The organism is Bowdeniella nasicola, assembly GCF_001907295.1.
Lineage (GTDB): Bacteria > Actinomycetota > Actinomycetes > Actinomycetales > Actinomycetaceae > Bowdeniella > Bowdeniella nasicola.
On the sequence record NZ_MQVR01000009.1, the window covers coordinates 21130 to 45117 of the forward strand.

General features: G+C 66.3%; 21 protein-coding genes. 15 read left to right on the forward strand and 6 right to left on the reverse strand.

Going from position 1 to position 23988, the window contains the following annotated elements; translation table 11 throughout:
• Positions 1–1287: a polysaccharide deacetylase family protein gene (locus tag BSZ39_RS13145; RefSeq protein ID WP_222842848.1), complete on the reverse strand. Its 1287-nt coding sequence runs from the start codon at positions 1285–1287 to the stop codon at positions 1–3.
• A gap of 178 nt (positions 1288–1465) precedes the next feature.
• Between BSZ39_RS13145 and BSZ39_RS02675 the strand changes: the two genes are divergently transcribed.
• The 5 genes from BSZ39_RS02675 to BSZ39_RS02695 are packed head-to-tail and all read left to right on the forward strand — an operon-like array spanning position 1466 to position 7786.
• The gene (locus BSZ39_RS02675; RefSeq protein WP_073715875.1) at positions 1466–2257 is read left to right on the forward strand and encodes an HAD-IIB family hydrolase; all 792 of its coding nucleotides are present in this window, start codon (positions 1466–1468) and stop codon (positions 2255–2257) included.
• Positions 2258–2274: 17 nt separating this feature from the next.
• Positions 2275–2625 carry a hypothetical protein gene (locus BSZ39_RS02680; RefSeq protein WP_073715849.1) on the forward strand — a complete coding sequence of 117 codons (351 nt, stop codon included), beginning with the start codon at positions 2275–2277 and terminating at the stop codon, positions 2623–2625.
• Positions 2592–4238 carry a metallophosphoesterase family protein gene (locus BSZ39_RS02685; protein WP_143180338.1) on the forward strand — a complete coding sequence of 549 codons (1647 nt, stop codon included), beginning with the start codon at positions 2592–2594 and terminating at the stop codon, positions 4236–4238. Before BSZ39_RS02680 ends, BSZ39_RS02685 begins: the two co-directional genes overlap by 34 nt.
• Positions 4235–4840 (forward strand): vitamin K epoxide reductase family protein, encoded by a 606-nt coding sequence (locus BSZ39_RS02690; RefSeq protein WP_073715851.1) that lies wholly within the window; start codon positions 4235–4237, stop codon positions 4838–4840. The genes BSZ39_RS02685 and BSZ39_RS02690 overlap by 4 nt, the downstream gene beginning before the upstream one ends.
• Before the next feature lie 48 nt (positions 4841–4888).
• A complete protein-coding gene (locus BSZ39_RS02695) occupies positions 4889–7786 on the forward strand; it encodes a leucine--tRNA ligase (RefSeq protein WP_073715876.1) in 2898 nt (965 codons plus the stop codon).
• On the opposite strand, the gene BSZ39_RS02700 is transcribed toward BSZ39_RS02695, so the two are convergent.
• Complete coding sequence (locus BSZ39_RS02700) at positions 7787–9607, reverse strand: helicase HerA-like domain-containing protein (RefSeq protein WP_073715852.1); 1821 nt, start codon at positions 9605–9607, stop codon at positions 7787–7789. It lies immediately after the preceding gene.
• 22 nt (positions 9608–9629) lie between these two features.
• Here BSZ39_RS02700 and BSZ39_RS02705 point away from each other — a divergent pair, with 22 nt between their 5' ends.
• The 4 genes from BSZ39_RS02705 (at position 9630) to holA (ending at position 14541) form a co-directional block, all read left to right on the forward strand.
• A complete protein-coding gene (locus BSZ39_RS02705; RefSeq protein ID WP_073715853.1) occupies positions 9630–10457 on the forward strand; it encodes a DegV family protein in 828 nt (275 codons plus the stop codon).
• A 62-nt stretch (positions 10458–10519) separates the two neighbouring features.
• Complete coding sequence (locus BSZ39_RS02710) at positions 10520–11170, forward strand: ComEA family DNA-binding protein (RefSeq protein WP_073715854.1); 651 nt, start codon at positions 10520–10522, stop codon at positions 11168–11170.
• On the forward strand, positions 11167–13527 hold the full coding sequence (locus BSZ39_RS02715) for a ComEC/Rec2 family competence protein (RefSeq protein ID WP_073715855.1): 2361 nt from the start codon (positions 11167–11169) through the stop codon (positions 13525–13527). Before BSZ39_RS02710 ends, BSZ39_RS02715 begins: the two co-directional genes overlap by 4 nt.
• Positions 13528–13539: 12 nt before the next feature.
• Positions 13540–14541 carry a DNA polymerase III subunit delta gene (holA, locus tag BSZ39_RS02720; RefSeq protein WP_073715856.1) on the forward strand — a complete coding sequence of 334 codons (1002 nt, stop codon included), beginning with the start codon at positions 13540–13542 and terminating at the stop codon, positions 14539–14541.
• Between the two features lie 73 nt (positions 14542–14614).
• Here the strand turns inward: holA and rpsT are convergent, their stop codons facing one another.
• Positions 14615–14875, reverse strand: a complete 261-nt coding sequence (rpsT, locus tag BSZ39_RS02725) for a 30S ribosomal protein S20 (RefSeq protein ID WP_073715857.1) — start codon at positions 14873–14875, stop codon at positions 14615–14617.
• 108 nt (positions 14876–14983) lie between these two features.
• On the opposite strand from rpsT, the gene BSZ39_RS02730 reads away from it, so the two are divergent.
• The gene (locus BSZ39_RS02730; protein ID WP_073715858.1) at positions 14984–15922 is read left to right on the forward strand and encodes a hypothetical protein; all 939 of its coding nucleotides are present in this window, start codon (positions 14984–14986) and stop codon (positions 15920–15922) included.
• Here BSZ39_RS02730 and BSZ39_RS02735 read toward each other — a convergent pair.
• Together BSZ39_RS02735 and BSZ39_RS02740 are read right to left on the reverse strand one after the other, a co-directional pair.
• Positions 15840–16361: a type II toxin-antitoxin system PemK/MazF family toxin gene (locus tag BSZ39_RS02735; RefSeq protein WP_073715859.1), complete on the reverse strand. Its 522-nt coding sequence runs from the start codon at positions 16359–16361 to the stop codon at positions 15840–15842. The genes BSZ39_RS02730 and BSZ39_RS02735 overlap by 83 nt on opposite strands.
• A 9-nt stretch (positions 16362–16370) precedes the next feature.
• Positions 16371–16970 carry a hypothetical protein gene (locus BSZ39_RS02740; RefSeq protein ID WP_073715860.1) on the reverse strand — a complete coding sequence of 200 codons (600 nt, stop codon included), beginning with the start codon at positions 16968–16970 and terminating at the stop codon, positions 16371–16373.
• A gap of 158 nt (positions 16971–17128) precedes the next feature.
• Between BSZ39_RS02740 and lepA the strand changes: the two genes are divergently transcribed.
• From lepA to BSZ39_RS02765, 5 genes are read left to right on the forward strand one after another with little or no spacing between them, the layout of a single operon-like run.
• Positions 17129–18961 carry a translation elongation factor 4 gene (lepA, locus tag BSZ39_RS02745; protein ID WP_143180339.1) on the forward strand — a complete coding sequence of 611 codons (1833 nt, stop codon included), beginning with the start codon at positions 17129–17131 and terminating at the stop codon, positions 18959–18961.
• Positions 18958–19626 (forward strand): MOSC domain-containing protein, encoded by a 669-nt coding sequence (locus BSZ39_RS02750; RefSeq protein ID WP_073715862.1) that lies wholly within the window; start codon positions 18958–18960, stop codon positions 19624–19626. Before lepA ends, BSZ39_RS02750 begins: the two co-directional genes overlap by 4 nt.
• Complete coding sequence (trmB, locus tag BSZ39_RS02755) at positions 19623–20333, forward strand: tRNA (guanosine(46)-N7)-methyltransferase TrmB (protein WP_073715863.1); 711 nt, start codon at positions 19623–19625, stop codon at positions 20331–20333. The genes BSZ39_RS02750 and trmB overlap by 4 nt, the downstream gene beginning before the upstream one ends.
• Before the next feature lie 2 nt (positions 20334–20335).
• Positions 20336–21547: a radical SAM family heme chaperone HemW gene (gene hemW / locus BSZ39_RS02760; RefSeq protein ID WP_073715864.1), complete on the forward strand. Its 1212-nt coding sequence runs from the start codon at positions 20336–20338 to the stop codon at positions 21545–21547.
• A 41-nt stretch (positions 21548–21588) separates the two neighbouring features.
• On the forward strand, positions 21589–23019 hold the full coding sequence (locus tag BSZ39_RS02765; protein WP_073715865.1) for an HNH endonuclease: 1431 nt from the start codon (positions 21589–21591) through the stop codon (positions 23017–23019).
• 30 nt (positions 23020–23049) lie between these two features.
• Here the strand turns inward: BSZ39_RS02765 and BSZ39_RS02770 are convergent, their stop codons facing one another.
• Positions 23050–23919: a DUF3097 family protein gene (locus BSZ39_RS02770; RefSeq protein WP_073715866.1), complete on the reverse strand. Its 870-nt coding sequence runs from the start codon at positions 23917–23919 to the stop codon at positions 23050–23052.
• Between the last annotated feature and the right edge of the window lie 69 nt (positions 23920–23988).

The following is a 23988-nucleotide window of genomic DNA, read 5'->3' on the forward strand; positions in this document are numbered from 1 at the left end:
CTACCGGTGCAACTGGTCCACCGTGACGAAGGTGAAGCCCCGCTCCTTCAGGCCCGTGATGACGCCCTCGACGGCCTGCACCGACGTGGGATGGATGTCGTGCATCAAGATGATGCCACCGGGCTTCGAGCTCGCGAGGGCGCGTTTAATCGTCGTCGCAGGGTTGCGATGCTTCCAGTCGAGGGTGTCGACGCTCCACAGGATCGAGGACTCGCCGCGCGAGCGCAGGACGGAAAGGACGCGCGCATTCTGAGCGCCATAGGGCGGGCGGACGAGCGTCGGGCGCTTGCCCGTCGCCTTCTCGATCTGGGCGGCGGCCCGGTCGAGCTCGCTTGCGATCTCGTCGTTCGATAATTTCGTCAGTTGCGGGTGCGTCATCGTGTGGTTACCGATGGCATGCCCGTCCTTAGCAACGGCCGCGGCGATATCGGGGTGGGCCGCAACGGAATTGCCGAGCATGAAGAACGTGGCATGCACATGGTGCTTGCGCAGGATCGGCAGCAGCGTCGAGGTCGACGGTACGGGTCCGTCATCGAACGTGAGAGCGATGCACTTGGCCTTCGAGCAGTCGACACCATCGCCATCCGGCTTCGGCTTCGGTTTCGGGGGAGCGGGCAGCGGCGCGAAATCTTCCTTGTCGGATACGGCCTTGGAGATTTTCAACCCGGCGGGCGTCAACGCTTCGTCGGAGGCCGGAAGCGGGTAGGCCCCTTCGTGGCCGACGACGAGCGGCTCGCCAGCATCCGAAAAGCGGACGTCTTCGGCGGCAGTGCCGAGGCGGTTCGTGGCGCGGTCGCGCGCGGCGTTGGTGAGCAGGCGCTGCCCCTCGACCGTCTCGCCCTTGACGGTGTCGACGAAGAAGCTCTTGGTTTCGGTGCGCGAGTGGTCCGCATCCGTCACGGTGGAGACATTCACCGTGATGCCGAGGTAGGGGCCCGTCGCGGTAATGACGTCCCACGCAACTTTGAGTTTCGCGCCGGTCGCACTCTTGGCGTGGGCTGCGAAATCGGAGCGCACCTTGGCGATGTACTGCGCGATCGGGTCGGTCAGTTGCGAAGCACCGGTCGCCTTCGGCTCGGAGATATCGATGCTCGCACCTTCCTCCGTCACGGAGTCGTGGACGTCGGTGAGGTTGTCGATGCTCGTCGTGCCACGCGTCGGCGGTGGGGAGACTAGCGGTTCAGGTTCCGGGGTCGGGCTCGCGCTCGGAGTAGCAGTCACCGGCGGGGAGGCAGCCTCCGGACGGTGGGTGCGCACCCACCAGGCGTTGGTCAGCGCTAATCCCACGACAAAGACAATGGCTAGCGCGACAGCAGTAACTGCCCATCGACGCTCACGAGTCATATGAATACTCCTCCGCGAAATGATCTACCGGTTTTCTACCCGAGCCACGTTAGTGGCCGTCGTGGGCGAAATCGTCCCCCACAAGTCTGAGGTGTCGTCCTTCTGGGATAGCATCGCCAGTGTGACTGACAAACGAGAACTTGCCACCCGGCCCGCGCCGAAGATCGTCGCATTCGACCTCGATGATACGCTGGCCCCGTCGAAATCGCCAGTTCCCCCTGAGGTCGCCGACGCGCTCAATGAATTGTTGCGTCGCGTCCCCGTTTGCGTGATCTCCGGCGGCCAATTCGGCCAATTCGAAACCCAGCTGCTGCCTGCCCTGCACCTGGGAGACGAGGCCGCCGACCGGCTGCATCTCATGCCGACCTGCGGGACGCGCTACCTACGCTGGGATGGCACGAAGTACGCCGAGATTTACGCGCGCAACCTGTCCGATGAACAGCGCGCACGCGCGATCGAAGCGGTGGAAGCGACGGCTCGCGACCTCGGCCTGTGGGAAGCAGATCCCTGGGGCGACATCATCGAGGACCGCGGCTCGCAGATCACGTTCTCTGCGCTCGGGCAGGAAGCGCCCCTGGAGGCGAAGGTCGCGTGGGATATGAGCGGCAGTAAGAAGAACCTGCTGCGCGATACCCTCGCCCCGCTACTGCCGGATCTCGAGGTCCGCTCCGGCGGTTCGACATCGGTCGACATCACCGCCCGTGGAATCGACAAGGCCTACGGGATCAAGGAGCTGGAAAAGGCGACGGGCATCGGCCTTGCGGACATGCTCTTCGTCGGCGACCGGCTCGACGAACACGGCAATGACTATCCGGTCAAGGCGCTCGGCGTCGCCTGCCACGAGGTCGCGAGCTGGCGGGATACCGCGAGCTACATCCACGACGTCGTTGCTCGCCTTGACGAGGACCACTAGCGTGCCAAACTTAAGGTATGAAGGCCACCGATCCTGAGCCCAGTTCCGCTAAAAACCCGTTCAAGCTGCCCGGTGACTCGTGGCTGCCCTGGATCGCGCTGGCGCTCGCGCTGCTCGTCGTCCTCATTCAGGCGGCCTTCGCCTATTCGACGGGCCGATCGCTTGCCAGCGGTGACCAGACCGCGGCGTCGGTCCTGCTGTTCATCTCGCTGATCGTCTCCCTCATCGTCGTGGTCGTCGCGGTCGTTGCGCTGGCGCAGCGGCGTGCCGCGACCTGGGCGTCCCTCATCGCGCTCGGGATTGGGAGTAACGTCCTCATCGTCTCGATTGCCTCGTGGCTCGGCTCGTTAGCATCCACGAGCCCGTAGCGCCGGGTTCGCCCACTACCCGCTGGTGGTGGTCCCTGCCGGTCGCGGCGCGGCGGAGCATCCGCGCTGGCTTAGCGCTGCTCATTGTGCTCATCGTCTCGCTTGCCACCGGGTGGGCGACCGCGCGCGTTAACACCGAAATCGGCCCGCACAAGGCCGTCATCCACACGACGGCGAGCAACGATATTCGCGTCGGGCTCGGCCCCCTCGGCTCGGTCGTCCTCGACTCCCCGCTGCCGGCGCCGCTCGGGATCCAGATCGATATCCACGAAGTGCCAGCCGCCGATATCACCCAGGATCTGCAGACCCAGCTGTCGGCCAACCTCAACGCTTACCTGCAACTGGCGGAAAACCCGGAGGCTGCGATCCGCGGCCCGCGCGATGCCCTCATCCGCGATGTCCTGTCCAAAGCCGCGATCACATTCGGGTTCTCGGTCATGGGGATCGCCGCGCTGCGCCTCGCTACGGGTGGGCACGCGCGCCGCACCCTCGCCAACCTGCTGCGCCGCCCTGGCGTACGGCCGCTTGCCATCAGCGTCGCGGGGGTGAGCGCCCTGCTGCTCATCGTGCCGCTGCTGCGCGCCCCCGTCGAAGGCGCGCGACGGATTTCTGCCCTCGCCGACACCCCGTTTGCCGACGTCGGCGTCGTCGGCCAGCTCGGCCCGCTGCTCGAACTCGGCGCCGATGCCGCCGTCGGCCAGTACACCAAGACGATGGATTTTTACGCGCGGGCCGACGCCGCAATCGCGGCCCAGCTGCGCCCGGCACCCTCACATGTCGTCTACCGGCTGCTGAACGCCGATGGCACGCGCGGCAAGGCCGTCGAAGCGAGCGGCGACGATATCGTCACCGCCGTCTTCGCCACCGACCTGCACTGCAATATCGCGCTCGCGGGCTCGATCGCGCGGATCGCCGACGCGGCGGGCGCAGACCTCATCATCAACGGCGGCGATACGACGACGAACGGCACCTCAGCTGAGCGGTTCTGCGTCGACGCCTTCGCGACCGCGTGGAAGAACTATCCCGTCGTCGTATCCGATGGCAACCACGATTCCACGACGACGACCGCCCAGGAGCGCGAGGTCGGCTGGCACGTCCTTGCGGGGGAGGCCCTCACCGTCGGGGGCCTGCGAATCCTCGGCGATATCGCCCCGACGATCACGAAGCTGGGTCAGGGCACCTTCGCCAAGCGCGAGGAGTCAAAACCGGAGATGGCGCAGCGCCTTGCGACGCTCGCATGCCGCGCCCCGATCGATCTCATGGTCGTCCACGACCCGTATACGCAGCGCGTGCCCGAAAACACCGGCTGCGCGCCCATGTGGATTTCCGGCCACGTCCACCGCCGCGTCGGCCCCGAGATCGTGCCGGGCGCCGACGGCGCGCAAGTGCGCTATACGAACGCGTCGACCGGTCGCGGCCTGAAGGATGACACCGTCATGGGCGCGATGGGCTCCGACGCCGAGATCACGATTTTGCGCTTCGATACCAAACATCGCTCGCCGATCGATTACCGCGTCGTCTCCATCCGGCCCGATGCGAGCGTGGGAATCACACCGCTGCGACCCTACTATCAGCTTCTGGCGTCCGAGGCGATCGCTAGAGTAGAAGAATGACCCGCAACCGTCGCGCCCGCCAGGTCTTCGGCGCCACCCAGTATGGACTCGTCCTCCTGCTGTGCGCCGTCGTCGGCCTCGGTGCGAGCCTCGCGCTCCTCAAGGCCGAGCTCACCCAGCTCAAAGACCCATTTTCGACCCCGACGTGCGACGTCAACTCGCTGATCGGTTGCGGCACCTCACTGCTCTCACCGCAGGCGCACCTGCTGTTCGGGTTCCCCAATTCCGCCGTCGGTGCGATCGCGTTCGGCGTCCTGATCCTGATCGCACTCCTGCAGCTGTCGAAACTCACGTTCCCGCGCTGGCTGTGGCTCGCTCTTGCTGCCGGCTCGCTCGGCGGCCTGGCCTTCATCGGCTATTTCGCCTACCAGTCGATCGCGGTCTTTGCGGCGCTCTGCCCCTATTGCATGGTGATTTGGGCGGCGACGATCCCGATCGCGGTCTTTACGATCGCCCGCGCCATGGCCCTTGGCCACCTTCCGGCCCGCAGCCTCGGCGCCAACCTGTGGACGTTCCGCTGGCTTTATACCCTCGCGCTGTACGCGATCATCGTCCTCGTGGTCGTGATCGGAATGCGCGACCAGATCGCGAGCGTCCTTTAAGACGGACGTCCGCATTTCGAGTCCCACGCCACCGTTAGAATGCGAATCATGACATCCGAGACCATGCCTGACGTTAGCCTGCCCGCCCACCGTTACACCGCGGAGCTTGCTGGCGAACTCGAATCCGCCTGGCAGCGCACCTGGAGCGAGCGCGGAACGTTCCATGCCGATAATCCCGTCGGCGACCTCGCCGGTGAGGGCGCGCAGCGCGAGCCGTTCTTCCTGCTCGACATGTTCCCCTACCCCTCGGGCAAGGGCCTGCACGTGGGGCATCCTCTCGGATATATCGCTACGGATGTCGTCGCCCGCTACCAGCGGATGAAGGGCAAGAACGTCGCCTACACCATGGGATACGACGCCTTCGGCCTGCCCGCCGAGCAGTACGCGGTCCAAACCGGCCAGCACCCGCGCATCACGACCGACGAGAACGTCGCGAACATGCGACGCCAGCTCGCCCGCATCGGGCTGTCGCACGACCTTCGTCGCTCGGTTGCGACGACGGATGAGGAATTCGTCCGCTGGACGCAGTGGATCTTCCTGCAGGTCTACTCCTCCTGGTATGACCCCGAGGCGACGCGTCACGACGGCAAGCAGGGCAGCGCCCGCCCGATCAGCGACCTCATCAAAGAGTTCACCTCCGGAGAGCGCACCACGCCCGATGGCCGGCCGTTTACCGAATACACGGAGGCCGAGCGGGCCTCGCTCATCGACTCCTACCGCCTCGCCTACATCGACTACGCGCCGGTGAACTGGTGTCCGGGCCTTGGCACGGTGCTGGCCAACGAAGAGGTCACGAGTGACGGCCGCTCTGAGCGCGGCAACTATCCCGTCTTCGCCTCGCGCCTGCGCCAGTGGATGATGCGGATCACCGCCTACGCCGACCGTCTGGCCGACGACCTCGATACGATCGATTGGCCGGAAAAGATCCGCTCGATGCAGCGCAACTGGATCGGCCGCTCCGACGGCGCGACCGTCGCCTTCACCGTGCCCGCCGGCGATGGGCGCGAGGCGAGCGATCTGCAGGTCTTCACCACGCGCCCCGATACGCTGTTCGGCGCGACGTTCATGGTCATCGGCCCGGAGCATCCGCTGCTCGGCGAGGATAGCGACCACCCGCTCGTTCCGGCGCTCTGGCCCGCCGGCACCCGCGAGGCGTGGAAGGGCGGAGCCCTCGACCCCGCCGAGGCCGTGCGCGCCTACCGCGCCCAGGCCGCGAACCGGTCGGAGGCCGAACGCCAGGACGAGGAGCGCGTCAAGACCGGCGTCTTCACCGGCATCTTCGGCATCAACCCCGTCAACGGCAAGCAGGTCCCGATCTTCGTCGCCGACTACGTCCTCATGGGATACGGCACCGGCGCCATCATGGCCGTGCCCGCCCACGACGAGCGCGACCACGCGTTCGCCAAGCGCTTCGACCTGCCGATCACCGCGACGATCGACTCCCCGGACGGCGCCGAGGACGCCGCCTACACGGGCGATGGCATCATCATCAACTCGGCGAACGATGAGCTGAGCCTGAACGGCATGAATAAGGACGAGGCGAAGGCCGCGATGACGGCCTGGCTCGAAAAGAAGGGCCTAGGCAAGGCGACGACGACCTACCGTCTGCGCGACTGGCTCTTTAGCCGTCAGCGCTACTGGGGCGAGCCGTTCCCCGTCGTCTACGACGAGGTCGGCCGCGTCCACGCGCTGCCCGAGGACATGCTGCCCGTGACGCTGCCCGAAATGGACGACTTCTCGCCGCGCACCTTCGACCCCGAGGACGCCACGAGCGCACCCGAGCCGCCGCTCGGCCGCGCGACCGACTGGCTGAACGTCGAGCTCGATCTCGGCGACGGGCCGAAGACCTACCGTCGCGACACGAACACGATGCCCCAGTGGGCCGGTTCGTGCTGGTACGAGATGCGCTACCTCGACCCGAACAACGACGATGCGTTCATCGCGCCCGAGAACGAGGCCTACTGGATGGGCCCGCGCACGCCCGGCGGCGCCGGCGGAGCCGACCTGTACGTCGGCGGCGTCGAGCATGCCGTCTTGCACCTGCTCTACGCCCGCTTCTGGCATAAGGTCCTGTACGACCTCGGCTACGTCTCGAGCTTCGAGCCCTTCCACCGCCTGTTCAACCAGGGCTACATCCAGGCCTATGCCTACACCGACGCGCGCGGCCAGTACGTGCCGGCCGACGAGGTCAAGGGCGATGAGACCACCGGATTTACCTGGCAGGGCGAGGTTGTCACGCGCGAATACGGCAAGATGGGCAAGTCCTTAAAGAACATCGTCACTCCTGACGACATGTGTGAGACCTACGGCGCCGACACCTTCCGCATCTACGAGATGTCGATGGGCCCGCTGGACCTATCCCGCCCGTGGGAAACCCGCGCCGTCGTCGGCTCGCAGCGCTTCTTGCAGCGGCTGTGGCGCAATGTCATCGACGAGAACACCGGCGAGGTCACCGTCACCGACGACCCCATGGACGAGGTAACCGAGCGCCTGCTCGCCCGCACGATCGCGGACGTCACCGAAGAGCTCGACAACCTGCGCATGAACACCGCGATCGCGAAGATGATCGTGCTCAACAACCACCTCACGTCGCTTCCCGCCGTGCCGCGCGCGGCGATCGAGCCGCTCGTGCTCATGGTCTCGCCGCTCGCGCCGCATATCGCCGAAGAGCTGTGGCAGCGCCTCGGGCATGACGAGTCGCTCGCGCGCGAGCCGTTCCCGGTCGCCGACGAGTCCAAGCTCGTCGAAGAAACCGTGACCTGCGTCGTGCAGATCGCGGGCAAGGTGCGCGACCGTCTCGAGGTCCTGGTGGATATCGCCGACGACGAGCTCGCCGCGAAGGCGATCGCGTCGGCGGGCGCGCAGCGCTACCTGCAGGGCCGTGAGCCCATGAAGGTCATCGTGCGCGCCCCGAAGCTCGTGAACCTCGTGCCGCCGCGCGACTAGCTACCGGCGGCGGGTGCCGAAGATCGAGCGGGTGATCTCCCGCGTGATCGTCCGACCCGCCGTGCGGAGCATGTCCTCCATGACGCGCGAGCGCTGAGCCGCCGCCTTCTCGGCCGCGCGCTGCTCAGCCTTGCGGGCCGCCTCGGCGTCCTTTTCGGCCTGACGGCGCATCCGCTCGTATTCCTTCGCGCGCGCCTTCGCCTCCTCGGCGGCGGCCTTCTCGGCCTCCTTGGCCGCGGCCTCGGCTTCCTTCGCCTGCTGCGCGGCCGCCGCTTCGGCGGCAATCCGGGCATCGAGCAGTTCGAACGCCGACTCGGGGTCGACGGGATCGCGGTAGCGCGCGAGCTTCGCCGACGCGTCCACGTGCGCCTGCGTGGCGCCCGCCGATGCCTCACCCATATTCGCGGCCGGGGCATACAACCGCGTCGGCGCGACGGGCGTGGGGCGGCCCTGGCGGTCCAAGACGGTCACGACGGCCTCGCCGGTGCCGAGCGAGGTGAGAATTCCGCCCAGATCGTACGGCGAGGACGGGAACGTCGAGACCGTCTCCTTGAGCTTCTTCGCATCATCAGGCGTGAACGCGCGCAGCGAATGCTGCACGCGCGCACCGAGCTGCGCGAGCACGTCGGCGGGCACGTCCTTCGGCGTCTGGGTGACGAAGAAGATGCCGACGCCCTTGGAACGCACGAGCCGCACCGTCTTCACGACCTCCGAAAGGAACGCCGACGTCGCGCCGTTAAACAGCAGGTGCGCCTCGTCGAAGAAGAACACGAGCTTCGGCTTTTCGGCGTCTCCCACCTCCGGCAGGTTCTGGAAGAGCGAGGCGAGCAGCCACATGACGAACGTCGAAAACAGCGTCGGCTGATCGTGCACCGACGGCAATTCCAGCACCGAAATCGTGCCGCCCTCGGGCGTCGTCGCGAGCAGGTCCGCGGTATCGAAGGCGGGCTCACCGAAGAACTCGGTGCCGCCCTCGGCCTCGAGAGCCGCGAGCTTACGCAGAATCACGCCCGCCGTCGCGGCGGAGACGCCGCCGATCGTCTTGAGCTTGTGCTTGCCCGCATCGCTCGTGAGGTAGGCGACGACGGCGCGTAAGTCTTTCATGTCGATGAGCGCGAGCTGCTCGGAATCCGCCCAGTGGAAGATGAGCTGCAGCGCGCTTTCCTGCGTATCGTTCAGCTCGAGAACGCGCGAGAGCAGGAGCGGGCCGAAGTCCGTGATCGTCGTGCGGATCGGGATGCCCGTCCCCTTGTCACCGAGGCGGTACAGCTCGACGGGGAAGGAACGTGGCTGCCAGTCCTGGCCGAGCGCCGCAGTGCGGGCGGCGAGCTTGTCGGAGGCCACCCCGGGCTCGAGCAGGCCGGTGAGGTCGCCCTTGATATCCATGACGAAGGACGGCACGCCCGCGGCCGACAGGCCCTCGACCATGAGCTGGAGCGTGCGCGTCTTGCCCGTGCCGGTCGCGCCGGCGACGAGGCCATGCCGGTTCATCATCGCGAGCGGTAGGGAAATCTTCGCGTCGGGAACTACCTGATCGCCATCGAGCAGGACGCCGAGCGGCAGGACCTCGCCGTCGAACGTGTAGCCATCGCGAATGGCAGCGGACTGTTCGCTGAGGTCAGCGGGCGCAGGCGCAGCCTCAGGTTCCGGCGCGGCTTCGGGTTCGGGCGGGGGAGCGGCTTGGCCAGCACTAGCGGCTTCGAGGGCAGCCTGCGCGGCTGCGGCTCTCGCGGCGGCTGCTTTGGCTTCGGCTTCGGCGGCTTCGGCAGCGGCCTTGGCCGCGGTGGCCTTGAGTTCGGCGAGGTGATCAGCGTCGGTCATGAAACCATCCTAGGCTTGTGGCATGTCATTTTCGATCCTGACCGATTCCTCGTGCGCCCTACCGGCGACGCTCGGCCAGGGTTTTTCCGCTGGCGATACCCCCGTGTTCCAGGTCCCGCTCGAGGTGAGCGAGGTCGGCGAGCGCGTGACGACGTCCCAGCCGAGCCGTCAGGCGCTCATTGCCGCGCTCGATGCCGCTAGCGACGGTGGTGCCCGTCGCGTCATCGCGCCGGTGTTGTCCTCGCGCGTTTCCGGCACCGGCGCAGCGCTGAGCGCCATCGTCGCCGAGGGGGACTACCCTTGCGACATCATCGATACCCGCACGGTCGGGGGAGCGATCGGACTCGCGGTACTCGCGGCGACGCGACAATCCGATGCCGCCGGCGCCCTCGCCGTCATTCGAGAGCTCGTAGCCAAATCACGCACTGCGATCGTCGTTGCCGATCTCAAACCGCTCGTCGCGGGCGGACGGCTGCGCGCACCCACCGCGAGCATCGGAACCGCCCTCGGGATCGTTCCCGTCATCGAAATGCGCGACGGTGAGTTAAAGCTGGCCGACGCGGTGCGCGGTCAGGCGCGCGCCCGCAGCCAGATGATCAGCCGGGTCCTGGGGGCGCGCCAGCGCGGCGGGATGCTGGAGGAGATCGACGTCGTGTGCCACGAAGGCGCCGAACACCTGCTTGCCGACGAGTTCGAGCAGTCCTGTGCGGCCGCAGGCGTGCGGATCCGCCATCGCTACGACCTGCCCCTGCCCGCGGTCTTGGAAGCACACACAGGTGCGTGCTACTGGGGGCTGTGCGTCACGCCCGTGCTGGCCGGGGATATCCACCCGGTGGGCTCCGCTACCTAGCTATCCCCACCCCGCGGTAGGCACCCTGCTTCCGCCATGCCGCGCCGCCCTACGGTGGCCGCATGGCTGGCTCATCCGATCGGGCAATCGAACGCCGTCGCATCCGCGTGCTGATGGCGCCGCGCACCGTGCTCGCGCTGATCGTCGGCATCGTCATCGCGGCCCTGGCGGCGACGGCGTGGCACGTGATGAGCGGGACCGGCAGCGTCGTGAAAAAAGACCCGGCCGCGCCCTCACCACCCCCAATCGTGGCGGAGGAACCGAGCGGCGTGCCATCGCCAGATGCCACCGTCGTCGTCTACGTCACCGGTCAGGTCCAAGCGCCCGGGGTCTATACGTTGCCCGCCGGCGCCCGTGTCACCGACGCGATTGCCGCCGCGGGCGGGATGCTGCCCGACGCCGATGCCGCCGCCCAAAACCTCGCCCGGCATCTCGCCGACGGTGAGCACGTGCACGTTCCCACGCCGGGCGAGCCGCCCCCGTCAGATGCGCAGCCTGGGGGTGCGGCCAAGTCGAGCTCGGGCGTGAACGTCAATACCGCGAGCGCGACTGAGCTCCAGGAAATCCCAGGCATCGGCCCCGCGCTCGCGCAACGCATCGTCGACCATCGGGAGACGAACGGACCGTTCGCTTCGATCGACGCCCTCGATGACGTCTCGGGCATCGGCCCGGCGCTCCTTTCCCGCATCCGAGATTCCGGTGCCACGACGTGATCCGCACGCTCGACCTCCGCCTCGCGCCGATCGCACTCGGAGCGTGGGCTGGCGCCTGGCTCGCGCTCAGCGCGCCGGCACCGATCACCGGCGGCATCGTCCTCCTTACCGCCCTGGCAGCGTTCATCGCCGCGCGCCGCCGTCCCGCTCGCCACAGCCAGGGGCACCGCTTCGCGCTCGTCATGCTCCTTGCTCTCGGCCTCGCCTACGGCGCCGCGTGTGCCGCCGTCGCGACGAGCACGCGTGGCGCGGCATTGCAGCAGCTGACTAGCGAGGTTGATTCGCCCCTCATCGTCGAGATCGAAGGGATCGCGCGCGTCGATCCCGTCGCCGTCGACGGACCGGAATGGGCAGAGGCGCGACACCGGATGATCGTCGAACTCACGCGAGTGTGCGCGCGCCAGCAATGCCACGCCAGCCGCGAGGTCGCGCTCGTCTACGGCGCGGCCCCCGACGTCCGCGCCGGCATGCGCCTGAGCGCCGTGGGTCGCCTTGCCGCCGCGCCACCGGGCGGAGAGGCCGTCGCACAGCTCACGGCCAAGCGCATCGAAGTAACGGCGCCGCCGCGTGGAATCGGGGCGGTGACCGACGCGATTCGTTCCTCGTTTCGCGACGTCAGTACGCAGCTTTCGCCGCAGGGCGCCGGGCTCGTACCGGGAATCTCGATCGGCGATCGCCGGGCGATCCCCTCCGACCTCGACGACGCCATGAAGGCCGCGTCCCTCACCCATCTCACCGCCGTCTCGGGCGCCCATATCGCCGTCATCCTCGGCGCCGTCCTCGCGCTGACGATCGTGCTCCCGCGAGCCGCATCGCTCGCCTGCGGGGCGGCGACGCTCCTCGCCATGTTCCTGCTCGTGGGGCCGCTGCCGTCCGTCAAGCGGGCCATGGTCATGGGCCTCGTTGTCCTCCTGGCACGCCTGCGAGGCAGGACACCGGCGGGCGTGCCCGCGCTCGCCGTCGCGGTCATCGTCGTGATCGGGCTGTGGCCGCATTCCGCGCGTTCCTATGGCTTCGCGCTCTCCGTGACCGCGACCGCCGGGCTCATGCTGCTGACGCCCGTGCTCACCCGGGTCCTCGCACGCTATGTCCCGCGTCGACTCGCTGCCGCCATCGCCGTACCCGTCGCCGCGCAACTCGCGTGCGCACCGATCCTCGCGCTGATGCTCGCCGAGTTCCAAAGCTACGGGGTCCTCGCCAATATCATCGCGACCCCCGCCTTCGTGCCCGCACTCCTGTTCGCGCTGCCCGCGGCTCTCCTGTCTCCGTTCCTGCCCACCGCGGCCCTGGCGCTCGCGAAAGTCTCGGCGTTCTTCACCTCCTGGCTCGCCACCGTCGCGACCACCATCGCATCCGCACCGCGCGCTCGGCTGCCCCTGCCCGAAGGCGCTCTCGGCGCCGGGCTAGTCCTGGTTGTCTGCGTCCTCGTCATCGTCCTCGTACTCGCGCTCGACCGTCGCCACCCACCGGACCGCAAGCCGCGCACCCGCCGCGCCGTGGCGTTGCTCGCCGCCATGCTCCTAGTCATCTTCGCGCCGCGCTTCTGGCCGCGCGGCGCCGGACCTTGGGACCTGTGGCAGTGCGATGTCGGCCAGGGCTCCGCGTTTCTCGCACGCACCGGCGACGACGAGGCCCTGCTGATCGACACCGGCAAATCCGGGGCCGGTATCGCCCGCTGCCTGGCAGACGCCCGCATCAACAGGCTTTCCCACGTCTTCCTATCCCACCCCCACGCGGATCACGTGGGCGGCCTGCCCGATGTCGTCTCCGTCGCCGACGTCGCCTCGCTCATTACTGGGCCGGCCAGCCACCCGGCAGCCAACGTCGCCGCGACTAAGACCACGGCCAGGCAGGCAGGACTCACCCTGCATGACCCCATCCGCGACGCATCGCCCCGCTCCGGCGCCGTCGGCGCCGCGACGTGGCAGATCATCGGCCCAAGCGCCGCACTCCTCGCAGCTGGAGATACCGAGGCGAGCGCTAACGACCTTTCCCTCGTCGTGCTTATCGAAACCGCGGGGATCCGCGCCCTGGTCTTAGGTGACCTCGAGGCGGCCGGGCAGGAATCACTCCTTGCCACCCTCAAACGCACGTGCCCCACGCCCGGCTGTCTCGCGATCGACGTTGTCATCGTCGCCCACCACGGCTCTGCCAGCCAGAGCCCCGAACTCGCGGCCTATCTCGCCGCACCCATTGCCCTCATCTCGGTGGGGGAGAACGAGTACGGCCACCCGAGCACGCACGCGATCGACCTCTACGACACGCACGGCGAGGTCTACCGCACCGACCGCGACGGCCACCTCACCCTCGCTTCGACGCCCGAGGGAATCGTGCTCACGAAGCGACCCAGTTCATGAGAAAGTGAGTAGGTGCCTCCACGTCGGAAAACTGCCAACCCGGGCCTTTCCTGGGACAAGGCCGAACTCGCCCCCATCGTCCTCATCAAGGGCCCCGAGACCGTCCTTGCTGACCGCGCGCGCCAGCGCCTGATCAGCCAGGCTCGCGAGGTCGACCCGGACACGGAAATCACCCAGGTCGATGCCGCCGCCTACGCGCCCGCACAGCTCGGAGTCCTGTCCTCCCCGTCCCTGTTCGGCGAGCGGCGCCTCATCCTCATCGACGGCGCCGAGCACATGAACGACGCCTTCTTAACCGACATGCTCGCCTACCTCTGGGCACCCGAAGACGAGTGCTGGGTCATCGTGCACCACCGCTCGGGCCAGCGCGGCAAAAAACTCATTGACGCCATGACCAAGCAGGTGCCGGTCATCGCTTGCGACGAGATCAAGACCGACGGCGATAAAGCCCATTTCCTCCAGCAGGATTTTAGGCGCGCCCGCCGACGCATCGAACCTGACGCCACCACCGCGATCGTCGAGGCGGTCGGCTCTGACGTCGCGGAACTCGCCGCGGCCGCCACCCAGCTCATTGCCGACACCGAGGGCACCATCACGATGGAGACGGTGCGCCGCTACTACGGCAGCCGGGTCGAGGCCTCCGGCTTCGCGGTTGCTGACGCGGCACTCGCGGGAGATGTGCCCAAGGCACTCGCCCTCGTACGCCACGCGATCGAAACCGGCACGTCTCCGGTCCCGCTGGTGGCGGCGCTCGCGATGAAACTGCGTACCCTCGCGAAGGTGGCAGGGATGCAGCCGCGCGGCCTCACGGCACGCGATCTCGGCCTGGCCCCCTGGCAGGTCGACCGCGCCCGTCGCGAGTTGCGCGGCTGGCGCCCGGAGGGAATCGGTCAGGCGATCATCGCCGTCGCCGAGGCCGATGAAGGTGTGAAGGGCGCAGCGAAGGACCCCGTTTATGCGATCGAAAAAGCGATCCTGAGCATCGGCCGCGCGAGAAGCGGGCGGGGCAAGTAGGGCACAAAAAACCGCCGATGACGTGATGTCTCGGCGGTTTTTGATGTTCCGGGATGCTCCCGGCGCGAACCCCTTAGAGGGAGTTCACGGTGCGAGCGAGCCGGCTCTTGCGGTTCGCCGCCTGGTTCTTGTGAATGACGCCCTTGGAGTGCGCCTTGTCGAGCTTGCGGCCGGCGACGGCGAGCGCCTTCTCGGCAGCTTCCTTGTCGCCCGCTGCCACAGCCTCACGGACACGACGGACGTACGTCTTGAGCTCGCTCTTCACAGCCTTGTTGCGCTGACGAGCCTTCTCGTTCGTCTTGTTGCGCTTGATCTGAGACTTGATGTTAGCCACTTGTGGTGAACTCTTTCGTTGTTCGCTTACGCGATCGGATTCGGTCAGTGAGGGAGTCGCCGGAACCGGGACTGGGCCGTGGGGATGGCACGTGGTTGGCTCCGACAGGTGCTCCGCACGACCATGCGGTACACCGGGGATCTACACTACCACGCGCTCGGCGGTGTCCAGCGTGTGAATCCTGGCACGTCTGCGCGGTTTCTTCCCTGTGGGGGACGCCGCGCAGTTCTCGCGTTCGAGATTAAGTCCGAGGCCAAAAGCCGCATCAAGCGGGCGACCGTGGGCCTGTGGAACCGCTATAGCGCCGGCACCGGCCGCTCCATGCTCGTCACGCGTAATGGCGAGGTGCGCGGCCGTCTCGAGGACATGCAATCTCCGCGAGTCCCGCTCTTTATTAGCGACTACGACCCCGAGGAAGGGACCGACGAAGAAAAACCGGCGAGCAGTGGTAACCGGGCGGTGGAGCCCGCGCCGTTTATCGATATCGACGTGAACTTTTTTGGCGAGCCGCGCTCGGTGTTTTACCGCTGGCCGTCGAAGTCCGCGACGGCGCTGTTCGACGTGCCCGCTGGCTCGCCGGCAGCACGGCGATTCGCGGCGATGGAAGCCTCTCCCATCAAACGGCTCGTCTTTCCGATCATCGCAGGGATCGGGAAGGTCAGCTGGGCGCTGCTCGCCCCGATTCTCAAGGCATTCTTCTCCTGGCTGTTCAGCTTCCTGCCCGAAATCAATATCCCCTGGCCCCAGATCAATATTCCGTGGCCGGAGATCAACATCCCCTGGCCAGACATCAATATCACGTGGCCCGAGATCAACATCCCTTGGTCGGAGCTGCCCGAATGGGTGGTGTGGCTCCTTGGGCACCCGAAACTGTGGATTCCGATTCTGGTCGGGATCGTCGCCGGCATCATCGCGATGCGCCGGGCTCGCAAGTCGAAAAAGACTCGCGAGGCCTGGGAGGCCGCTAAGCGCGATGCAGCTCAATCAGAGCAGCAGTCACCGCATCAAACACGGGCTTATCAAGACGCCCGCCCTCGCGGCGAATAGCCTCGGGAACCACCCAGAGCAGCCGGTCGAGCCGCACCTCCGAGGGGCGGCCGCGCTTATCCCACGCGCCCGATCCAATATCGAACCAGTAGCGCCCGTAGCGGGCTTCCTGTTCGGCGTCCCGATCGTGGTCCTTGCTCGTCAGCTGGGCGACGACGAACTGCCCTACCTGATGCGCAAGAACCAGGACCGGACGGTCCTTGCCCTTGCTCGGGTCCTCCTCGTAGGGAACCCAGGTCCGCACGACCTCGCCGGGATCGGCGTCGCCATCGGGATCCGGGGCGTACTGGAATGCGGGCAGGCCGCGTGTCAGGTCGTACTCGCCGATCGTCGCGGACTTTTCGGTTTGGGGAACCTGATAGCTCAGCGACTTGCTTTTGATGGCGTCGCGGGCGATGTACTTAACGAGGCGCAGGCTCCGAGAAAAAATATCGGACACGGCCCTACCCTACGAAATGAGCAGCGCGAGTGCGCACACCATGAACCCGGTCAGTGCGATCGGCAGGGCGAGCGCGGTGCCGAGGAAGGATCCGACGACGAGGCGCAGATCGTGTTTGAGGTAGGGCGCATAGACGACGCCGCCAGCGGCGCGAATGAGGCCGCGCTGCGCCGCCTCGATGCGGGGGAAGTACTTCGCGGTGCGGAACGTCGTCTCGCGGTAGGCCTCGCCGAGGGCTTCGGACTCATCGTGCAGCGACGAGCGCAACTCGCTCGAGGAGCCGTCGGTGCGGGCAACCTCCGCGTCATGGGAGACGACATTGCCGTCGATCACGACCGCGCTGGAGCTCGCTTGCAGGGCAATATCGTTGACGTTACGGCGCAGGAAATCCCGAAAGTAGGTAAAGGCTCCGATGAAGATCCACAACAGGCCTGCGACGACCAGCGGCAGGTAGCGCATCGGGGAGGTGCCGGAAGCGATCACCGCGATCGACATCAACGTGAAGAGGGCGTTCGCTGCCGCACTGGCGGCAAGAAAGACGCCACCGGGCCGGTGCGCCATGCGCAACAGCGTCGGAAGGAGCCGCGATACTGCCTGGGATGCTGCCATATTTCTACTGTGACACCGCAACGCGGCAATGGCACTCGTGAACGTGTCTCGTTCGTCGTCGGCGCAACTGGGAAGCGGTGCTTTGATCGTGCGACAATGACCGCTAGGACAAGCGTGAAACGAGGAAAAAGTTCGTGCCCATGAGCAATGAGTCGGCCATGAAGCGGATTCGGCCGGCAGCCACCGATCCGTCGCTGCTGCGCAATTTCTGCATCATCGCGCATATCGATCACGGTAAATCGACGCTGGCGGACCGGATGCTGCAGCTGACCGGGGTCGTCGACGAACGCGCGATGCGCGCGCAGTATCTCGACCGGATGGATATCGAACGCGAGCGCGGCATCACCATCAAGTCGCAGGCCGTTCGCATGCCCTGGATCGTCGGAGATCAGGCCTACGCCCTCAACATGATCGACACGCCCGGCCACGTCGACTTCTCCTACGAGGTCTCCCGCTCGCTCGCCGCATGTGAGGGAGCCGTCCTCCTCGTCGACGCCGCCCAGGGCATTGAGGCGCAGACCCTCGCGAACCTGTACATGGCGCTCGAAAACGACCTCACGATCATTCCGGTCCTGAACAAGATTGACCTGCCAGCCGCGCAGCCCGAGAAATACGCGGAAGAACTCGCCGGCCTCATCGGCGGTGAGCCCGAGGACTGCCTGCAGGTCTCCGGCAAGACCGGTGTCGGCGTCGCCGAACTGCTCGATCGGATCGTCGACGAAATCCCGGCGCCGCACGGGGACCCGAACGGTCCGACGCGCGCGATGATCTTCGACTCCGTTTACGACACCTATCGGGGCGTCGTCACCTACGTCCGCGTCGTCGACGGCCATATCGAGCCGCGCGACCGCATCGAAATGCTCTCGACGAAGGCCCGCCACGAACTGCTCGAAATCGGTGTCATCGCGCCCGAGCCGACCCCATCAAAGGGACTCGGTGTGGGCGAGGTCGGCTACCTCATCACGGGCGTGAAGGATGTCCGCCAGTCGCGCGTCGGCGATACGGTCACGACGACGGCCCGCGAGGCAACCGAGCCGCTGTCGGGCTACCGCGATCCGCAACCGATGGTGTTCTCGGGCCTGTATCCGATCGACGGCTCGGACTATCCGGCCCTGCGTGAGGCGCTCGACAAGCTGAAACTCAACGACGCGGCGCTCGTCTACGAGCCGGAAACCTCCGCGGCGCTCGGCTTCGGCTACCGGTGTGGCTTCCTCGGACTGCTCCACCTCGAAATCGTCCGCGAACGCCTCGAGCGCGAGTTCAACCTCGACCTCATTTCGACGTCCCCGAACGTCGTGTACACCGTCGAGATGGAAGACGGCACGACCCTCACCGTGACGAATCCGTCAGAGTTTCCCGACGGCAAGATCCACGCCGTGCACGAACCGATGGTGAAGGCGACGATCCTGCTGCCGAGCGACTTCGTCGGCGCCGTGATGGAACTGTGCCAGACCCGACGCGGCAACCTGCTCGGCATGGACTATCTCTCGCCGGAGCGCGTCGAGCTGCGCTACGAACTGCCCCTTGCCGAGATCGTCTTTGACTTCTTCGACCAGCTGAAATCGAAGACGAAGGGCTACGCCTCCCTCGACTACGACACGACCGGCGACCAGGTCGCGAACCTCGTCAAGGTCGACATCCTTCTGCACGGCGATACCGTCGACGCCTTCTCCGCCATCGTCCACCGGGACAAGGCCTACGAATACGGCGTCGAGATGGCGGGCAAGCTGAAGAACCTTATCACGCGCCAGCAGTTCGAGGTGCCGATCCAGGCGGCGATCGGCTCGCGCGTCATCGCCCGCGAAACCATCCGCGCGCTTCGCAAGGACATGCTCGCCAAATGCTATGGCGGCGACATCTCGCGTAAGCGCAAGCTGCTGGAAAAGCAGAAGGAAGGCAAGAAGCGCATGAAGGCCATCGGACGCGTCGAGGTACCCCAGGAAGCGTTCGTTGCCGCGTTATCCTCGGATGCGCCGACGGGGAAGAAATGACCGAACTTGGCTACCTTGAGACCGTCTGCCTCGCGCACCCCGTCCTGACGCTCGTTCCGGGTCCCGTTGGGATCTCCGCGATCGACAAGCGACCGACGTCCGAACCGGTCGCGATCGGCGAGCTTGGCCTGCGCGGCGATATCCAGTGCAACCGCAAGCACCACGGTGGCGTCGACAAGGCGGTTTACGTCATGGACTCCGCCGAGTTCACGTACTGGGAGCGCGAACTCGATACCGAATTGCCGTATGGCCATTTTGGTGAGAACTTCCGGATCTCATCGCCTGCCCGCTGGGGCGCCGACGACGCCGAAATCGGGGAGCGCTGGCGCATTGGATCGACGGTGCTCGAGGTGACCGGGCCACGCAACCCGTGTGCGACATTCGGCTATCACATGGGGATCGACCGCTGGGCGCGTACCTTCCGCGACCACGGCCGCCCAGGCGTGTACTTGAAGGTCATCACGCCCGGCGAGGTCCGGACCGGAGATACGGTCGAACTCATCGACCGGCCCGGTCATGGCGTCTCGGTCGCCCGCTGGTTCCAGCACAACGACCCGGCGGACGCGCGCGCCATCCTCGCGATGCACGATCGCGGCGACATCACGGTCGCGCACTATACGCTGAAGTATCTGCTCGCGGCCGTCGCACGGGAGGAACACGCATGACGGAAGCTCGCCACTTCGCCCGCACCACGTCCTTTGTGCGGCGCGGAGACAGGATGACGCGCAGCCAGGAGGCCGCCTGGGAACGCTACCGCGACGACTTCGTCCTCGAGATCGAACGCTCCGGCGGCATGACGAGCGTCGCGCCGGACCAGCTCATCGATCTCGACACCGCATTCGAGGGCGTGACCGGCGACCTCATCGTCGAAATCGGCACCGGCACCTCGGACCAGATCGTCCACGCAGCTAGCGAACGTCGCAACGACCGGTTCCTCGGGTTCGAGGTGTGGCGCCCCGGCATCGCGCAGGGCCTCATCAAGGCCAACCAGGCCGGCGTCAGCAATATTCGTTTCATTCAGGCCGACGCGGAACAGGGCCTCATCCAACTCATTGCTGAGGGAGCCGCGGCCGAGGTCTGGACGTTTTTCCCGGACCCGTGGCAAAAGGCCCGGCACCACAAGCGTCGCCTCGTCAAGGAGTCCTTCGCGACCGATGTCGCGCACGTGCTGCGCGACGGCGGCGTGTGGCGCCTCGCGACCGACTGGCGAGGATACGCCTCCCACATGATCCATGTGCTGAGCGAGCACCCGGACTTCGACGTGTTCAACGAGGGGCGTTATGAGGGCCGCACGATGACGAAATTCGAGTCGCGTGCCGAGGACGAGGGGCGATTCGCCTATGACCTCATCGCCTACCGGCACCCGCGTTAACGATGCCTGCATTCCCCGACGGCGAGCCCGCACCCGAAACCGGCGAGCTGCCAGCAGCGTCGAGTGACGGCGCCGCTGCACGCCCGTTCGCGGTCTACGTCCACGTCCCATTTTGTCGCGTCCGCTGCGGTTACTGCGATTTCAATACCTACACCGCGAGCGAACTCGGGCCTGGCGCCGACCGGCAGGACTTCGCGGCCACACTCGGTCGCGAGATCGCGCTCGCGCAGCGCGTACTCGCCGGTTTCCCGGCACGCCCGCTCGATACCGTGTTCTTTGGTGGCGGCACGCCCACCCTCCTGCCTGCGCGCGATCTGGCCGGGATGCTCGCGACGCTGCGCGACGCGTTCGGCCTCGCTTCCGGCGCCGAGATCACGACGGAAGCCAATCCCGACACACTCACACCTGCCTACGCGCAGGCGCTCGCAGCAGCGTGCTTCACGCGGGTGTCGATCGGGATGCAGTCGGCCGATCCGCATGTGCTCGCCATCCTCGACCGCACCCACAATCCGGACAATGTCGCATCGGCCGTCGCCGCCGCAAAATCGGCGGGCCTCGCATGTTCCCTCGACCTGATCTACGGCACGCCTGGGGAGAGCGACGAGTCGTGGCGACACTCGCTCGAAACAGCCATCGGCCACGAGCCGGACCATATCTCCGCCTACGCCCTTGGTATCGAAGAGGGCACGAAGCTCGGGGCGCAGGTACGTCGGGGATTGATCGACGATGTAGATCCGGACGTTCAAGCCGATCGTTATGAGATCGCCGACGCCGTCCTCGCCGCTGCCGGCTACGACTGGTACGAGGTTTCCAACTGGGCGCGCCCCGGCAAGGAATGCCGCCACAACGTGCACTATTGGAAAAATTCGGACTGGTGGGGTTTCGGCCCGGGAGCGCATTCCCATATCGGCGGCACGCGCTTTTGGAACGTCAAACATCCCCGTGCCTATGCCGAACGCCTCATCCGTGGTGTCTCGCCCGCCCACGCCCGCGAGGTATTAAGCCCGGAAGCGCGCGAAGAAGAACGCATCATGCTCGGCATCCGGCTGCGCGAAGGCCTGTCAATCCCACCGACGGGCAAGGATGCCATCCCCACCCTCATCGCCGACGGACTGATCGACGGCGCCGCCGCCATCAAGGGCCGCGTCGTACTCACCCTGCGCGGACGCCTGCTCGCGGACCGCGTCACCTACGCGCTCCTGGGTGTTCGATAGCTCAAGACGTCAATGTCAGTGGTCGATGATCGAATGAATCTATGACGGCCACGACGCACGACACCGAGCGTCTCGACCCGAAGGTCGAGGAGCAGCTTCGTGACGCCTGCCTCGGCTCCGCCACCGTCATGAACCTCATGATGGACGCCGAGATGGAACTGCTCGATTCGGCAGTCTTCAACGAAACCACGCCCCAGACGAATCTCCTCGCGCTGCAAGAGGCCAACCGCCTGTCCAACCGCGCCGATGCGCGAAAGCTGCGGTACCTGTGGGGCTGTTTCGACGATCCAAGTTTTGCTCGGCAAGACGAACACGGTGACCTCGACGTCAGGGCAGAAGCTATCGGCGCGGCCCTAGGAGCCACGCCCTTCATCGTCGCCCGGCTTCGGGAAAGTGCCGACGTGCTCTACTTCGGAATGCCTGCGACGATGGAGGCCTTCCACCGTGGCGACATCTCCCTGTCCCTGGTGCGGACGATTACGCAAAAACTCAAGGACCTGACGTCCGAGGTGTGGCTGGCGATTGACACTGCTCTCGCCCCTCAGCTTGCCCACCTGACTCCCACGGAGGCGACGCGTGAAGTCGATCGGCTCCTGGTCGAACTCAATCCTGACGGTTCTGATACGTCGCAGGACAACAATGCTCAAAGCCGCGGCGTTTCTCGACCGCGCGCGACGAGCCCCGGCATGGGCAGGATCGTGCTCGATCTTCCGATCGAGCAGTGCGTCTCGATTGACGTCGCGCTCGACACCGCGGCGAAACGAGCGCTCGGCGCCGGGGACTGCCGGACCTACCAGCAGATTCGCGGAGACCTCTTAGCCGAGGCGTTCACCCGGGTATTGCGCGACGGCTTCGAATCGGAAACGGATTGCGGCAAGGCATTCATCGTGCCCCCGACGAAGATATCGGTGACAATCCCGCTGGAAGTCCTCATGCGGGCGCACGCCGATTTCGACGTCGCAGCCCAGATGGAACCGCTTCCCGACGGTACGCGGCCGCGCCTGGACGCCGCATGGATCGAGGGATACGGCCCGATTGCTCCGTCCGTAGCGATCCTCATGGCTGCGGGCGGGACCTGGCAGCGGATCGTGACCGATACGCTGACTGGCGCCCCACTCGATGTGGGCCGCGAACGGTACCGACCGCCGGAAAACATCGTCTCAGCTGTCAAGAGGCGAGATAGATTCTGTCGAGCTCCCGGGTGCACCCGCCAAACAAACCTCGACATTGACCACATTGTCGAATGGCAACACGGCGGAAGCACCTCACTCGATAACCTCCAGCTCCTGTGCCGGCGCTGTCACCGACTCAAATCCGTCGGGCTCACCCGCGTGGCCCGCGAGGAGGACAGTGGTGCGCGCCTATGGGAAATCGGCGGAGTGAAATCCTGGGAGATCCCACGGGAAGCGAGGCGATTTGGTTACCTCACCGAAAAAGACATTCGGACTGACGACGGCCCGCCACCGTTCTAAACCTTGCTCGCGCGCAGTCGTCACGGGCCACTACTGGCCGTATTTATCGGCCAACACGAAATCGATGAGCTCTTCCATCCGTCCGATGAGCGAAGGCTCGAGGTCGGCATAGGTGCGCACCCGAGCGAGGATCGCCTGCCAGCCACGGGCGATATCGGCTTGGTTAGCATGCGGCAGGCCCAGTGCCTGAAGCGAACCGACCTTGATGCCGATATGGCGGGGAATCTCGGGCCACGCCGAAAGTCCCACCCGCTCGGGCTTAATCGCCTGCCAGACGTCAACGTAGGGGTGGCCGAGGACGAGAACGTGGTCACGCCCCGGCAGCCCGCGAAGGGCCTCATCGACGAGGCGAGTCTCTTTCGAACCCGGCACGAAGTGATCGACGAGGACCCCGACGCGTTTGCCCTGCTGCGGCTGAAACTCACGCAGCATCTGCGCGAGATTATCAACGCCCTCGAGGAGCTCGATCGCGACGCCGTCGTAGGCGAGGTCCTCGCCCCACACCTTCATGATGAGGTCGGCGTCTTGTCGACCCTCGACCCAAATGCGCGAAGGCAGCGCCACCTTGGCCTTCGTCGGGCCGGTAGCGACCGATCCCGAGGCCGTACGCGTAGCGGCCGGGGCGGGTTTCGGACCCGAACGCGGGGGAGTGAGAATGACGGGCTGGCCATCGATGAGGAAGCCGGGACCGAGCGGGAAGGTCCGGATCCTTCCGCGACGATCCTCCAGCTCCACCACGTGGACGCCTCCGGACTTCTCGACTCGAATCGCGGCGCCGACCCAGCCGGTCTCCACCTCTTCGACGACGTCCCCTAAGGAAAGCTCGTGAGAACGGGACGTCCGTTTCGCTCCGGCATGCGGGTCAGAGGCGAAAATATCAGTGCCATAGCGGTCAATCACGCGGACTAAGCTACCCCAGTTCGCCCGTGACGAACCTGACCACACCCCGCGGCTGACCGAATCGGACAT